The 13352-nt window shown below is 72.0% G+C and carries 12 protein-coding genes; 7 read left to right on the top strand and 5 right to left on the bottom strand.

Features of this window, described 5'->3' with window-relative positions; all coding sequences use genetic code 11:
• Positions 1 to 41: 41 nt before the first annotated feature.
• Positions 42 to 1247, bottom strand: coding sequence for a monooxygenase (locus ACQPZW_RS40630; RefSeq protein ID WP_433791364.1), 1206 nt, complete (start codon positions 1245 to 1247; stop codon positions 42 to 44).
• Between the two features lie 439 nt (positions 1248 to 1686).
• Here ACQPZW_RS40630 and ACQPZW_RS40625 point away from each other — a divergent pair, with 439 nt between their 5' ends.
• Positions 1687 to 3696: an MMPL family transporter gene (locus ACQPZW_RS40625; RefSeq protein WP_433791363.1), complete on the top strand. Its 2010-nt coding sequence runs from the start codon at positions 1687 to 1689 to the stop codon at positions 3694 to 3696.
• A 226-nt stretch (positions 3697 to 3922) separates the two neighbouring features.
• Here ACQPZW_RS40625 and ACQPZW_RS40620 read toward each other — a convergent pair whose 3' ends face one another.
• Complete coding sequence (locus ACQPZW_RS40620; protein WP_433791362.1) at positions 3923 to 5371, bottom strand: HAMP domain-containing sensor histidine kinase; 1449 nt, start codon at positions 5369 to 5371, stop codon at positions 3923 to 3925.
• Positions 5368 to 6060, bottom strand: a complete 693-nt coding sequence (locus tag ACQPZW_RS40615; RefSeq protein ID WP_433791361.1) for a response regulator transcription factor — start codon at positions 6058 to 6060, stop codon at positions 5368 to 5370. Before ACQPZW_RS40615 ends, ACQPZW_RS40620 begins: the two co-directional genes overlap by 4 nt.
• A gap of 272 nt (positions 6061 to 6332) precedes the next feature.
• On the opposite strand from ACQPZW_RS40615, the gene ACQPZW_RS40610 reads away from it, so the two are divergent.
• The 4 genes from ACQPZW_RS40610 (at position 6333) to ACQPZW_RS40595 (ending at position 8134) form a co-directional block, all read left to right on the top strand.
• Positions 6333 to 6530, top strand: a complete 198-nt coding sequence (locus ACQPZW_RS40610; RefSeq protein ID WP_433791360.1) for a hypothetical protein — start codon at positions 6333 to 6335, stop codon at positions 6528 to 6530.
• On the top strand, positions 6515 to 6769 hold the full coding sequence (locus tag ACQPZW_RS40605) for a hypothetical protein (RefSeq protein WP_433791359.1): 255 nt from the start codon (positions 6515 to 6517) through the stop codon (positions 6767 to 6769). The genes ACQPZW_RS40610 and ACQPZW_RS40605 overlap by 16 nt, the downstream gene beginning before the upstream one ends.
• The gene (locus tag ACQPZW_RS40600) at positions 6766 to 7047 is read left to right on the top strand and encodes a hypothetical protein (protein WP_433791358.1); all 282 of its coding nucleotides are present in this window, start codon (positions 6766 to 6768) and stop codon (positions 7045 to 7047) included. The genes ACQPZW_RS40605 and ACQPZW_RS40600 overlap by 4 nt, the downstream gene beginning before the upstream one ends.
• 64 nt (positions 7048 to 7111) lie before the next feature.
• Positions 7112 to 8134, top strand: a complete 1023-nt coding sequence (locus ACQPZW_RS40595; RefSeq protein WP_433791357.1) for a helix-turn-helix transcriptional regulator — start codon at positions 7112 to 7114, stop codon at positions 8132 to 8134.
• A 34-nt stretch (positions 8135 to 8168) separates the two neighbouring features.
• Here ACQPZW_RS40595 and ACQPZW_RS40590 read toward each other — a convergent pair whose 3' ends face one another.
• On the bottom strand, positions 8169 to 9071 hold the full coding sequence (locus ACQPZW_RS40590; RefSeq protein WP_433791356.1) for an NADP-dependent oxidoreductase: 903 nt from the start codon (positions 9069 to 9071) through the stop codon (positions 8169 to 8171).
• A 123-nt stretch (positions 9072 to 9194) separates the two neighbouring features.
• Between ACQPZW_RS40590 and ACQPZW_RS40585 the strand changes: the two genes are divergently transcribed.
• Positions 9195 to 9593, top strand: a complete 399-nt coding sequence (locus ACQPZW_RS40585; RefSeq protein ID WP_433791355.1) for a winged helix-turn-helix transcriptional regulator — start codon at positions 9195 to 9197, stop codon at positions 9591 to 9593.
• Positions 9594 to 9872: 279 nt separating this feature from the next.
• A complete protein-coding gene (locus ACQPZW_RS40580) occupies positions 9873 to 12854 on the top strand; it encodes a BTAD domain-containing putative transcriptional regulator (RefSeq protein WP_433791354.1) in 2982 nt (993 codons plus the stop codon).
• On the opposite strand, the gene ACQPZW_RS40575 is transcribed toward ACQPZW_RS40580, so the two are convergent.
• Positions 12855 to 13349: a hypothetical protein gene (locus ACQPZW_RS40575; RefSeq protein WP_433791353.1), complete on the bottom strand. Its 495-nt coding sequence runs from the start codon at positions 13347 to 13349 to the stop codon at positions 12855 to 12857. It lies immediately after the preceding gene.
• Positions 13350 to 13352: the final 3 nt, after the last annotated feature.

Here is a 13352-nt window from a genome sequence, read left to right as displayed (position 1 = left end):
GCGCGACCGTAGTCATCAGCTCACCCACGTTCGACGCTTCGTCAGGACTCGCGAGGGGAGACCGTCATGATGCCGATGCACATCTCGTCGCTGGTGCCGTCGCCCCACACCACGTAACGCGGCGGCAGCTTGCGCAGCTGGGGCACCTGTTTACGCAGCAGCGCATCGTGCTCGCAGGTCACCCGCAGCGTGTCTCCCGGACCGATCTCCACCGGCGACGGCAGCTGCACCAGCCGCTGGTTGTCGAAGTCGAACTGCGGCACGTCCAGCACGACCCTGGCGTTCGGCGTGCCCGGGTTCAGTTCGACCTTCATGGCCCGCCCGAGCATGTGCATGTGGGCGAAACCGGCGTACAGCGTCATCGGCGCCTCCACCTTGTGGTCGCAGGTCTGGGTGGGGCCGGGCTTCGGCGCGCTCTGGCCGCACTCCTCCACCTGACGGTCCGCCATTTCGCCGACATCCGTCCCGAACCGCTTCGTCACGTCCGCGATCGAGGTCGCCCGGTCACAGAGCGGACCCGTCTCGTCGGCGGCGCACGGCAGATCGGTGGGCGCGTCGAGCGGCCACGTCTCGAGCTCCCGGGTCTTCGGCGTGCCCTCCGTCAGCCGCAGTCGCACCGCCGAGCGGTCCGGCCCGGCTGGCTTGCCGTCGGTCGCGAGCAGGTTGTAGTGGATCTGGAGGACGAGCAGGCTGCCCGGCTCAAGCTTGTGGCCGGCGTCCTGGGTGAGCAGCGCCTCCGTGGCGCCCGGCGCCCAGGTGTCCACCCACGCGGCTTCTCCCTCTTCGACCTCGGCGCCCTTCACGCCGGTCCCGCCGAAACACTGCCAGCCGAGGCCGGGGGTCTTCGCGTCCTGCTCGCGCACCGCGGCAGCGCCGCCCGGCGGCACCGCATACACGATGGCGTGGTGCGCGATGGCGACGTTCTCCGGCATGAACCGGGTCCCGGTCAGGAACGCCGCCTTGGTCAGGCCCGGATCGATCATCTGGCACCGGTACTCGTCCGTGCCGCCGCCCTGTGGCGGTGCGGGCGTGTAGGCCTCGGCCATCTTCAGGTCGACGAACCGCTCGCCGGCGCGCAGTGGCCGCGGTGCAGCTGACGACCCGCCCGTGTGCGCGCTGTGCGAGCCGGTCTCGGCGGGCGCCGCACTCCTGCCGGCGTCCGACCCGCAGGCGGCGACAGCGAACGCCATCACCAGTGCCGTGGCGCCCGCCCCGAGTTTCCACAGTGGCCTTTGAGGTTTCGTCATAGCTCGAAAGCTAGGCCCGATTCCGACCCGTTTCGTCGTACCGCGGTCGTCATCGGAGTGAAAGGGCCGGTACCGCGGTACCACTCCCGATCGGTCCTGTCCGCGAATGCCGGCGTCCGGGAGCACGTCTCCTGAGGTGGACCCGCGGCGCGCCCTTGCCCGCCCGGCTGGACCTCCACGCCGCAGCGTGCGCGCACCTGAATCGGTAAACCAGCCTGAGCACCGTATTAATGGTCGTCTCAGATTCGCTCGGTACGAATTCGGCCTCGGACAAGCGATGCAACTCGTATGTAGGAGGCTATTGATGTCAGTCAACGCAGCGCCGTCCCCGGAAGCGCCGCCCGGTCGGCTGGCAGGCCGGTGGGTGCCGTGGTTGGTGATCGGCTTGTGGATGGCGCTGGCGGCGGTCATGGTGCCGCTGAGTGGAAAGTTGAGTTCGGTGACCACCGACAGAGCCGTCGACACCCTGCCGGCCGATGCCGAGTCCACCAAGGTGGCGGCGCTGGAGGACAGTCTCCCCGGCGGTGAGGACAACACGTTCGTCTTCGTGTACCACCGCGCCGGCGGCCTGACCGACGCCGACCGCGCGACGGTCGAGCGCCACTACGACACCCTTGCCCAGCGGTACCCGCCGAAGGCGGCGGCGGGCGAGGACGACGAGGGCCCATCGGCGAGACTCTCCGCCGACGGCAGGGCGATGATGTTCACCCTCGACGTGAGTACGACCTACGGCGCCCCGGAGGCCGTCGTCGGCCCGTTGCGTGACGCCGCGAAGGACCGCCCCGCCGGCCTGGAACTCGACGTGACCGGCCCGGCCGCGGTCGACGGCGACATGGACGCCGTGTTCGACGGCATCGACCTGCAGGTCTTCCTCACCACCGTCGTCGTGGTCACGGTCCTGCTCATCCTCACCTACCGCAGCCCGGTGTTGTGGTTCATCCCGCTCGTGGTCGTCGGCGCGGCCGCACTGACCGCGATGGCGACCGTCTACCTGCTCGTCAAGGGCTTCGGCATCGTGGTCAACGACCAGAACTCGGCGCTGCTGACGATCCTGGTGTTCGGCGTCGGCACGGACTACGCGCTGCTGCTCATCGCTCGATATCGCGAGACACTGCACCACCACGAGAACGTCCGGGTCGCGATGGTCCACGCGCTGCGCGGCGCGGCGCCGGCCATCGTCGCGTCCGCGGCCACCGTGGTCGCCGGCCTGCTCTGCCTGCTCGTCGCGGACCTGAACAGCACCAGCGGGCTGGGCCCCATCGGTGCGGCCGGCATCCTGTGCGCGCTGGTCGCCATGCTCACCCTGTTCCCCGCGGTGCTCGTCGTGCTCGGCAGGCGGGTCTTCTGGCCGGCCATCCCGCGGTTCAGCACGGCCGTAGAGGACAAGCCGGGGCTGTGGGGACGGCTCGGCGCCACCATCAGCCGCCGCCGGTGGGTCGCGACGCTCGGCTCGTTCGGAGTCCTCGGCGTGCTTGCCATCGGGCTGACCGGCAACACCGGCGCCCTGCGGGAGCAGGACCAGTTCCTGTCCGCGCCGGAGTCGGTCACCGGCTTCACCGTCCTCCGCCGGCACTTCCCGGAGCTCGGCGGCCAGCCGATGACGATCTTCACGCGGCCCGCGTACCAGGATCGGGTGCTCGACGTCGTCAAGGGCACTCCCGGCGTGGCCATGGCCACGCCGGGTCAGACCAGCGGAGGCTGGGCCGACATCTCCGTCTTCCCGGCCGATGCGCCGGACACCGCCGCGGAATACGACACGATCAAGCGGGTACGCACCGCCGTGCACGCCGTGAGCGGGGCGGAGGCGATCGTCGGCGGGCCGAGTGCGGAGAACCTCGACACCGAGGTGACCACCAGCCGTGACGAGAAGTTGGTGATCCCGCTGGTGCTCGCCGTCGTCCTGCTCGTCCTCGGGCTGCTGCTGCGCGCGATCGTGGCCCCGCTGGTCCTGATGGCCACCGTGATCGTCTCATTCGCCGCGGCCTTCGGCGGCAGCGTGTTCATCTTCGACACGATCCTCGGGTTCAAGGGGATCGACTACTCGGTGCCGCTGCTGGCATTCCTGTTCCTGGTGGCACTCGGTGTCGACTACAACATCTTCCTGGCCAGCCGGGCCCGGGAGGAGACCGTGCGTCTCGGCACCAGAGAGGGCATGCTCAAAGCCCTCTCCGCCACCGGTGGCGTCATCACCTCGGCAGGCCTGGTCCTGGCGGCCACCTTCGCGGTCCTCACCACACTTCCACTGGTGATGCTGATCGAGGTCGGATTCCTCGTCGCCTTCGGCGTGCTCCTCGACGCCCTGCTGGTGCGGTCGGTCCTGGTGCCCGCCCTCACCCTGCTGATCGGTCGGCGGATCTGGTGGCCGAGTCGGCTGTCCCGGCCGACGGCGGAGCCGCCGAACGGGCCACAGTCGCTCGCCGACGAGGAGGAGCTCGCGCTGCAACGGTGAGTGCGGCGGTACGGACGCGATCCGGGACGGGAACCCAGAGGCCCGTCCCGGATCCTTCACTGAGCCCGACGGCCGCCTCCCGTCTGTGCGCTGCCCTGCCCCCGACGGCCGCCTCCCGTCAGTTCTGCGCTGCGTGCTGTCCTGCCCCGACGGCGAGCCGCGCGGGTCCCTGCCCGAGGGCCGCCGTGCCCTGTCCTGCACCGGGCCGCCGGGCCGCCGGGGCGGGTCAGCGCACCGCGGTGTCCTCCCCGGGGGTGAGCCGCGCGATCGGGGCGGGCGCGACCGCGGCCGGAAGGTCGACCCGGAGCAGCGCGCCACCGCGTGCGGAGCGGGCGACGGTGGCCCGGCCGCCGTGGGCGTGGACGACCCGCTGCACGATCGACAGCCCCAGACCGGATCCCGGCAGCGCCCGGGCGCTGTCGGCACGGTAGAAGCGGTCGAACACCCTCGGTGCGTCGGCGGCGTCGATGCCCGGCCCGGCGTCGTCGACCTCGAGCACCGCCGACGCGCCGTCGGCATGGAGCCGGACCTGGACCGGCTGGTCCGCGGGGGACCACTTGCCGGCGTTGTCGACGAGGTTGAGCACCGCTCGCTGGAGCGCGGCGGGACGCCCGCTCACCCATACGGAGGTCACGTCGAGCTCGACCTCGAGGTCGGGTATGCGGGAACGGGCCTGGGTCGCGGCGGCCACCACCACGTCGGCGAGGTCGAGCAGCTCGGAGCTCTCGTCGCTGACGTCACCGCGTGCCAGGTCGGTCAGCTCGGCGGCGAGCGTGCTCAACTCGGCCACCTGGGCGCCGAGATCGTTGAGCAGCCGGGTCCGGCTCTCGGCCGAGAGGGCGGTGTCGAGGGTGCCGCGCCGGTCGAGCCGGACCAGCAGCTCGATGTTGAGGCGCAGGCTGGTGAGTGGGGTCTTGAGCTCGTGGGCGGCGTCCTCGGCGAGCAGCCGCTGGGCGCGCCGGGAGTCCCGCAGCGCGGCGAGCATGTCGTTGATCGCCTGGATCAGCCGCCGGATCTCCCCACCGCCCTCATCCGGGATGTCGGCGTCGAGATCCCGGGTGTTCGCGACACGTACCGCGGCGGCGGTCAGCCGGTCGATCGGTGCCAGCCCGGTCCGCGCGACGGTCCGCCCGACAAGCGCGCCGCCGACCACGCAAAGCAGCCCGATCAGCAGCATACCGAACCCGAACTCGTTGATCGGGCCGTCGTCGGCGAGGTCGACCACCTGGACCGCGCCGTCAACCGCCCGCAGCGTGTAGATGCGGTAGCCATCGTTCCAGTCGGTCGACTCCAGCAGGTCGGCCGACGCGCCACGCGCCACGCGCCCGGCGCCTTCGCTGACCGGGGGCAGCGCGGGCTGGCCGACCGGCGTCCGGGTCGAGCCGTCAGGCAGGATGACCCGCACCAGCCGACCGGACCCGGGATACGGCGACAGCTGAACCTGGGCCAGACCGGCGCGCTGCGCATTTGTCGCCAGCACGCGGGCGTCGGCGCGCAGCTGAGTCGCGGCGGTGTCCCGCAGCTTCCGGTCCATCAGCTCGCTGGCCACCTGAAAAGCCACGAACACGCTGACCGCGATGGCCGTCGCCGCGATCACCGTCAGCCTGCTCCGCAGCGATTGCCGGCGCCACCATCGGGTCAGCCGGCGCGGGTCCCGGCGGGCGTGCCCACTCACGGAGGAGTCTCCCGCAACGTGTATCCCAGGCCGCGCAGGGTGTAGATCAATCGTGGTTCACCCTCGGCCTCCATCTTGCGGCGCAGGTAGCTCACGTACACCTGGAGGTTGTTGGCGGTGGTGCTCATGTCGAAGCCCCAGATCGCCTCGAACAGAGCGTCGCGGGTCAGGACGCGAGTCGCGTTGCGCACGAGAACCTGCAGGAGGGAGAACTCGGTCCGGGTCAGGCGCAGCGGCCGCTCGCCCCGCCACGCCTCGAACCTGTCGGGATCGAGCCGCACGTCGGCGAACGACAGGAGCTGCGACTCCCCGTCGGCCGGTGTGCGCCGGCGCAGCAGGGCCCGCACCCGGGCCAGCAACTCCTCGGTGGCGAACGGCTTGGGGAGGTAGTCGTCGGCGCCCGCGTCCAGCCCCGTGACCCGGTCGGAGACCTGATCACGGGCGGTCAGCATCAGCACCGGCAGATCGCGGCCCGCGGCCCGCAACCGCCGGCAGGTCTCCAACCCGCCGAGGCGCGGCATCATCACGTCGAGGATCAGCAGATCCAGCGTGTCACCGCCGGCGCTACCGACCCCGTCGAGCACGGCGAGGCCGTTGGCGACGGTGCTGGTGTCGTAACCCTCGACCTGGAGCACACGCTCCAGCGAATCACGGATGGCCGCGTCATCGTCCGCGATCAGGATCCGCACGCCGGTCCGCCCCCTTCCAGTCGATGCTTTTGCCGCTCATCCTCCCCGGTCGACCTGAGGCCAGTATTAGAGCCGTCGACTCTGTGGTGCCCGCGGCCGTGTTCTCACGACGGAGAGGGCCGGGGCCGGCTCCGGCGGGCACCGCCAGTTCGATGAGGTATCCCACACTGCAAGATTCGGCCAGGTCAGCGGCCATCTATTGTGGTCCGGCGCATTCATGATCTTGCCAGGCGTCATCGGAGATGTTCTGATCTGTCGCCCGGTCGCCGTTGATGACGTTCCTTGCGGCTCTCGCCGTCATCGCCGCCCACTTCGTCGGCCTGAACCACAAGGCTTGGCAGCTCAGCAGCAAGGCGACGTTTCCCGAGATCCACTACTGGTCCGTCTACGGGATCTTCGGGGTCGAGTTCTTCTTCCTGATCAGCGGGTTCGTGATCTGCATGAGCTGCCTGCGATGGCCCCCGGCATGACCGTGGTGCTGTGGACGCTCTGGCAGGAGATGCGGTTCTACCTGCTCTTCTGCCTGGTGGTGTGGCATGGCCTGACCTACCGCCGGGTGACGATCTTCTGCCTGCTGTGGCTGGTCGGCTCGTTCGTCGCCAACAGCGGCGACGACAAGACACTCAAGCTCATCTTCCAGCCCGACTACGCCCAGTACTTCATCGCCGGCATCGCCATCTACCTGATGCACCGCCCCTGGGCGCCATGACGTACCCCATCTATCTCATCCACCACGCCATCGGCGTCACGGTCATCCGGGAGCTCTCACCGACGATCCCGCCCAAGACGCTTCTCATCGGCACGACACTGCTGATGATGCTGATCGCCTGGCTGATCCACCGATGCGTGGAGAGGCCTCTCGTGCCGTTCCTCAAACGAGGACTGACCAGAGCGGTCACCGAGATGAACAGCCACGGCGACCAGCTACGCAAACGCGAGCGCACCGACCCGTCCGGTCTCGAACCCGCACCTTCGCCACCCCGCTGACGTCGACCAGGTCCGTGGAAGAAGCGGTCACCCGCTGACCGCCATGTCTGGAATCGTGGATTCCGTGGCCGACACCTCCGCGCGGATCCTGCGTCTGCTGTCCCTGCTCGAGGCGCGCGTCGAGTGGCGCGGCGCCGAGCTCGCCGCCCGGCTGGAGGTGTCGGCACGGACTCTGCGGCGCGACGTCGACACCCTTCGCGAGCTGGGCTATCCGGTGAACGCCGTGATGGGTGCCGGTGGCGGTTACCGGCTCGGCGCCGGCGGGCGGTTGCCGGCTCTCGTGCTCGACGACGACCAGGCGATCGCCATCGCGCTGGCGCTGCAGACGGCGCCGGCGACGGTGAGCGGGATCGACGACGCCGTCGCGCGGGCGCTCACCACCCTGCGGCAGGTCATGCCGGCCCGGCTGCGTGCGGCGAGTGAGGCGTTCGAGGTCACCTCGTTGCGTAACTACTGGGAGTTCTCCGCCGCGCCGGTCGACGTGGCCACGCTGCGGACGGTGGGCGCCGCGATCCGTACGACCCGGGTGTTGTGTTTCGACTATCGCGACCCCGGCGGCGCCGTCCCCGAGCCCGGCCGGCCGGGATTCCGCCCGCCCCGCGAGGTGGAGCCGCATCACCTGGTCGTCTGGGCCGGGCGGTGGTATCTGATCGCCCGCGGCCGGCGCGACCGGATCTGGCACACCTACCGGGTCGACCGGATCCAGCCCCGTACCCCCGGTGGCGGCGCCGTCTTCACACCACAGCCGCTCACCCGTGACGATCTGACCCGCCTGGTCGTGCAGAACCCGGACCGCGGCGACACCCCCGGGCAGTGGCAGTGCGTCGGCTCGGCCGTCCTCGACCTGCCCGCCCCGCTCGTCGCTCGCTGGGCCCCGGGCGGCTCCGTCGTCGAGCCGGTGGACGACCGTCGCAGCAGGCTCACCATCGGCGGCTGGTCCTGGGCCGGGATCGCGGGTCTGTTCATCACGTTCGACACCGACCTGAGCGACGTCGAGCCACCGGAGCTACGGGACGCGATGGACCGGATCGGCCGGCGACTGCGCGCCGCGACGGCACCGGCGCCGCCCCTCCCGGTGCCCACGTGATGCGGGACGGTCCCGGCGCGCCGTGCGCATCGGGTCAGGGGACGAGGACCACACCGCCGCGTACGCCTCCCTCGGCCAGGCGGGTGTGTGCGGCCGCCGCGTCGGCGAAGGTGTGGACGCCGGCCACCCGGAGGGGGAGATCGCCGCTGTCCACCAGGGACACCAGGCGGGCCAGGCGGGCGCCGTCGGGGAGGACCTCCAGCGCGAACGTCCGGATGCCGCGGACCGGCTCGGGGCGCAGCGGCGGGGACGCGGCCACGTAGCCGCCGCCGTCGCGGACCACGTCCAGCAGGGTGGAGCCGATCACGGCCAGGTCGACGACCGCGTCGAACGGTCCGGCGGGCTGCTCCTCACGGGGCAGGAACGTGGCGCCCAGCGACTCGACGAACTCCCGGTCGCCGGGGCCGGCCAGTCCGGTGGCCTTCAGGCCGGCGTCGCGGGCCAGGGCCAGGACGAAACCGCCGACCTGACCGGCGGCGCCGGTCACCAGCACCGTGGAGCCGGCCGGGAGTGCCAGCAGGTCGAGGGCCTGGGCGGCGGCCAGGCCGTTGGTCGGCAGGGTCGCGGCCTCGGTGGCGGGGGCCCGGACCGGCGCCGGGGTCAGCCAGGCGGCGTCGAGGACCACGTGCTCCGCGTGAGCGCCCGCCGTGGTCTGCAGCCACGGCGAGAAGCCGATGACCCGGTCGCCGACGGCGAGGCCCTCGACTCCGGGGCCGATCTCGTCGACGGCGCCGGCCACATCCCAGCCCGGGGTGTACGGCAGACCGGTCGGCAGTGGGGCGGGGAACCGGCCGGAGCGGACCATCAGGTCGACCGGGTGCACGACGGACGCGGCGACCCGTACCCGGACCTGACCCGCCCCGGGTCGTGGCACCGGCACCTCCGCCACGTGCAGAACCTCGGGCCCACCGAACTCTGCATAGCTGACTGCGCGCATCGCCGTCTCCTTAGTGGTATCTGCCGAAGTGGTATCTCTCCGGACACCACGACCGTACGAACCACGGCGCACTGTGAGAAAGTAGGTACCTTCAAGTACCTAGGGCACCGTAGGAGGTCTGCGATGGCCACAACGACCGCAGCGCAACGCCGTGATCAGGCCAAACGTGACTACGACGCGTTCCTTGACCTCTGCCCGACCCGTGAACTGCTGAGCCGGCTCACCGACAAGTGGGTCGCTCTGGTGATCCCGGCGCTCGCCGACGGCCCGCAACGGCACAGCGAGCTCGCCCACCGTATCGCCGGCGTCAGTCAGAAGATGCTCACCCAGACCCTGCGGACACTGGAACGCGACGGCCTGGTGACGCGCACGGTAACCGCCTCCGTGCCGGTCCGCGTCGACTACGAGCTGACCCCGCTCGGGCACGGTCTCTTCCCGGTCATGCTCGCGATCAAGGCATGGGCGGAGAAGAACATGGACCGGGTGGCCGAGGCGCGCCGCCGATTCGACGAGCGGTCCTGAGCTGTCGATCATCGAGTGCCGAGATGCCCGCCGTCCCCCGTTACTTGCCGGCGGGCATCTCGCTGTTCCCTCGTGTCGTCGGGGCGAGCCATCCGTCGCCGGCGGTGGCACTGTGGCGTCCCGATTCCCCCGTAACGCTTCGCGTAACCGGGCTAGGGCGACTCGTTCCCTTCAACGATGTCAATGCTCGCCGACGGACCTTGTACGAAACGTGGGAGACTTGCAGCGGTCCTTGTGGATTTCTTGAATCCCCTGGTCGAGGCGAGGTGCGGAGGTCAGTTGTCGGCGGAGTTCGGTGTGCTCGGCGTGGTGGAGGCCCGGATCGACGGCCGGCCCGTCGATCTGGGGCATGCCCGGCAGCGGTGTGTTCTGGGTGTCCTGCTCGTGGAAACCGGCCGTCCGGTCAGCCCGGACCAGCTGATCGACCGTGTCTGGGGTGAGCACGCGCCACAGCGGGCCGCCGGAGCGCTCTACAGCTATCTGTCGCGGCTGCGGCGTGCCGTCGCCTGCGCGGAGGGTGCGGAGATCCGGCGCGAGCCGGGTGGCTACCTGCTCACGGTCGATCCGCAGACGGTGGACCTGCACCGGTTCCGGCGGCTGATGACCACGGCGCGGGCGGCGGAGTCGGACCGGTCGGCGGCCGCCCTGATCGAGCAGGCGCTGAAGCTGTGGCGGGGCGACCCGTTCGCCGGCCTGGACACGCCGTGGCTGGCCGCCACGCGGCGCACGCTGCTCGGCGAGCGGTTCTCCGCCGAGCTGGACGGCAACGACGTGCTGCTGCGGCTGGGCCGGCACGGCGAGCTGCTGCCGGCGCTCTCCGCCGCGGTCGCCGAGCACCCGCTGGACGAGCGGCTGGCCGGTCAGGCGATGCTCGCGCTGTACCGGTGCGGTCGCCAGGCCGACGCGGACGAGCAGTATCGGCGGATCCGCCGCCGCCTCGCCGACGAGATGGGCAGCGACCCGGGCGCCGAGCTGCGCCGCCTGCACGAGCAGGTGCTCGCGGCCGATCCGGTGCTGGCCGCGCCGATGGGGGACTCCCGTGTGGTCCCCGGGGTGGCGCCGGTCGCCGCGGTCACGGTGCCGGCGCAGTTGCCGGCCGACGTGCGGGCGTTCACCGGGCGTACCGGGGAGCTCGCCGCCCTGGACCGCCTGCTGGAGCCGCCGGACGGCGACGAGCCGCCGCTGACCGTCGCGTTGCTGTGCGGCACCGCCGGGGTCGGCAAGTCCGCGCTCGCCGTCCGGTGGGCGCACCGCGTCCGCGAGGCGTATCCGGACGGCCAGCTCTACGTCAACCTGCGCGGCTACGACGCCGAGCAGCCGGTGGCGGTCGCCGACGCGCTGGCCGGGTTCCTGACCGCCCTCGGGGTCCGCGGCCCGGAGATCCCGCCCGGCACCGACGAGCGTGCCGCCCGCTACCGATCGGAGCTGACCGGCCGGCGGATGCTCGTGCTGCTGGACAACGCCTCCTCGGTGGAGCAGGTCCGGCCGCTGTTGCCCGGAACCGGGTCGTGTCTCGTGCTCATCACCAGCCGTGACTCGCTGCGCGGCATGGTCGCCGTCGACGGCGCCGAGCGGGTCAACCTCGACCTGCTGCCGCCGCCGGACGCGATCGGCCTGCTGCGCAAGCTGATCGGGCCCCGGGTGGACCGCGAGCCGGACGCCGCCTGGGCCCTGGCCGCCGCCTGCGCCCGGTTGCCGCTGGCCCTGCGGATCGCCGCCGAGCTGGCCGCCGATCGCACCGACGTGCCGCTGACCGAGCTGGTCACCGAGCTGGGCGACCACCAGGTCCGGCTGGACCTGCTGGACGCGGGCGGCGACCCGCGGGCCGAGGTCCGGGCGGTGTTCTCCTGGTCGTACCAGAATCTGCCCGACGGCGCGGCCCGGGCCTTCCGGCTGCTCGGGCTGCATCCGGGGGAGACCGCGCACGTCGACGCGGTGGCCGCGCTGATCGGCGGCCGTTCCGCCGAGGCGCGGCGGATGCTCGACGTGCTGACCCGGGCCAGCCTGGTGCAGCCCGGCCGGGGCGGGCGGTACGGCATGCACGACCTGCTGCGCGCCTACGCGGCGGAGCTGGCGGCCGAGCACGACACCGAGCCCGATCGACGGGCCGCCCTCACCCGCCTGTTCGACCACTATCTCGCCGGGGCGACCACCGCGATGGCCACGCTGTACCCGGACGGCGCAGCGGCGGCCGGCGACTCGGAGGCGGCCCGGGCCTGGCTCGAGGCGGAGCGGCCCAATCTCGCCGCGGTCTGCACGAACGGCGCGGCGCACGGCTGGTATCAGCACACCATCGATCTCGCCGGGACCATCTTCCGCTATCTCGACGCGGGCGGGCCGGTCGCCGAGGCGTCCACCGTGACCGCGTCCGCCGTCGCTGCGGCCCGTGCCGTCGGGGACGCGGACGCGCAGGCGCGGGCACTGTCCAATCTGGGCCGTCTGCACCGGCGGCAGGGCCGTCTGCGCGAGGCCGCCGACACCTACCGGCAGGCGCTGCGGCTGTACGCGCATCTCGGCGAGCCGGCGGCTGAGGCGCTGGTGCTGCGCAACCTGGGCAGCGTCGACTGGCGGCGGGGCGACTACCGGCAGGCCGCGGAGCACTACCAGCGCGCCGGGACGCTGTGCCGGGACCTGGGTGACGACGCCGGCCGGGCCGACGCACTGGTCCGGCTGGGACTGATCGACGCGCGGCTGGGCGACCGGGCCCGGGCGGCCGAACGGTTCGGGTCGGCCCTCGATCTGTACGCCCAGCTCGCCGACCGGTTCAGTGAGGCGTACGTGTTGTCGCTGCTGGCCCGCCTTTCCCACCGCCCGGTCGCGCTGGAGCAGGCCGAGGCGCACCTGGAGCAGAGCCTGGCCGCGGTCCGCCGCGCCGGTGATCGCACCGCCGAGGCGTACGTGCTGACCGATCTGGCGACGATCCACGCCCGTCAGGGGCGCCTCGCGGAGGCCGCCGGTCATCTGCGCCGCGCGCTCGTGCTGCTGCGGCGGATCGGTGACCGGGCCAGCGAGGCCGAGGCGCTCAACGACCTGGGGCAGGTGCTGCACGCCGCCGGGGATCCCGCCGACGCGCGCGCCCAGCACGAGCAGGCGCTGACCCTGGCCGAGGAGATCGGCGACCGGTACGAGCAGGCGCGTGCCCACGACGGCGTGGCGGCGGCGCTGCGGGACGCCGGCGAGCCCGAGCCGGCCGGGAAGCACCGGGAGCTGGCCGTGCGGATCTTCGCCGAGTTGGAGGTGCCGGCCGCCCCCGGCGGGTGATCAGTCGCGCCGCACGCCGTCGATCCAGAGGACGGTGACCGGGCATCCGCGCGAGTGGGCGTAGGCGACGACGTCCGCCGTGCCGCCGAGCCCACGGGCGGGCAGGCCGTCCCACACCGCGAACAGGTGGTCACAGCGGTCGACCAGGGCCTGCCCGGCGGCGAGGAAGCTCTGGTCGGACGGCTCACCGCCGGGAACGGTGATCACCGTGGCGGCGGCGCGCACCAGATCCTCGAACCGGGCCCGGCTGCCGTCGGTCAGCGAGCCGCCGTAGTCGGCCCACGGCAGGATCGCCTCCAGGGTGCCGCCGGCGGCGAGCACGTGAGCAGCGAACAGCTGGTCCGCGCCGTCGGCGAGACTCGACACCCCGAGCAGGCCGGCGCCGGTGGGCAGCACCCGGCGCCAGTGGTCCATCGCGCACTCGGCGATGCCCGGTGGAAGGACCCGGTGACCGGTGACACCGAACCGCACATTGACCTCCGTACGAAGCAACATGAC

Origin of the sequence: Actinoplanes sp. CA-252034 (assembly GCF_050956125.1) — a bacterium.
GTDB lineage: Bacteria > Actinomycetota > Actinomycetes > Mycobacteriales > Micromonosporaceae > Actinoplanes.
Note: the sequence above shows the minus strand (reverse complement) of the source record. Positions and strands in the feature narration are given on the sequence as shown.

Excerpts from the sequence above, each read along its gene's own strand:
- ACQPZW_RS40630 (WP_433791364.1), bottom strand. The coding sequence starts at position 1,247 with ATGACGAAACCTCAAAGGCCACTGTGGAAACTCGGGGCGGGCGCCACG.
- ACQPZW_RS40610 (WP_433791360.1), top strand. The coding sequence starts at position 6,333 with ATGACGTTCCTTGCGGCTCTCGCCGTCATCGCCGCCCACTTCGTCGGC.
- ACQPZW_RS40605 (WP_433791359.1), top strand. The coding sequence starts at position 6,515 with ATGGCCCCCGGCATGACCGTGGTGCTGTGGACGCTCTGGCAGGAGATG.
- ACQPZW_RS40600 (WP_433791358.1), top strand. The coding sequence starts at position 6,766 with ATGACGTACCCCATCTATCTCATCCACCACGCCATCGGCGTCACGGTC.
- ACQPZW_RS40590 (WP_433791356.1), bottom strand. The coding sequence starts at position 9,071 with ATGCGCGCAGTCAGCTATGCAGAGTTCGGTGGGCCCGAGGTTCTGCAC.
- ACQPZW_RS40585 (WP_433791355.1), top strand. The coding sequence starts at position 9,195 with ATGGCCACAACGACCGCAGCGCAACGCCGTGATCAGGCCAAACGTGAC.
- ACQPZW_RS40575 (WP_433791353.1), bottom strand. The coding sequence starts at position 13,349 with ATGTTGCTTCGTACGGAGGTCAATGTGCGGTTCGGTGTCACCGGTCAC.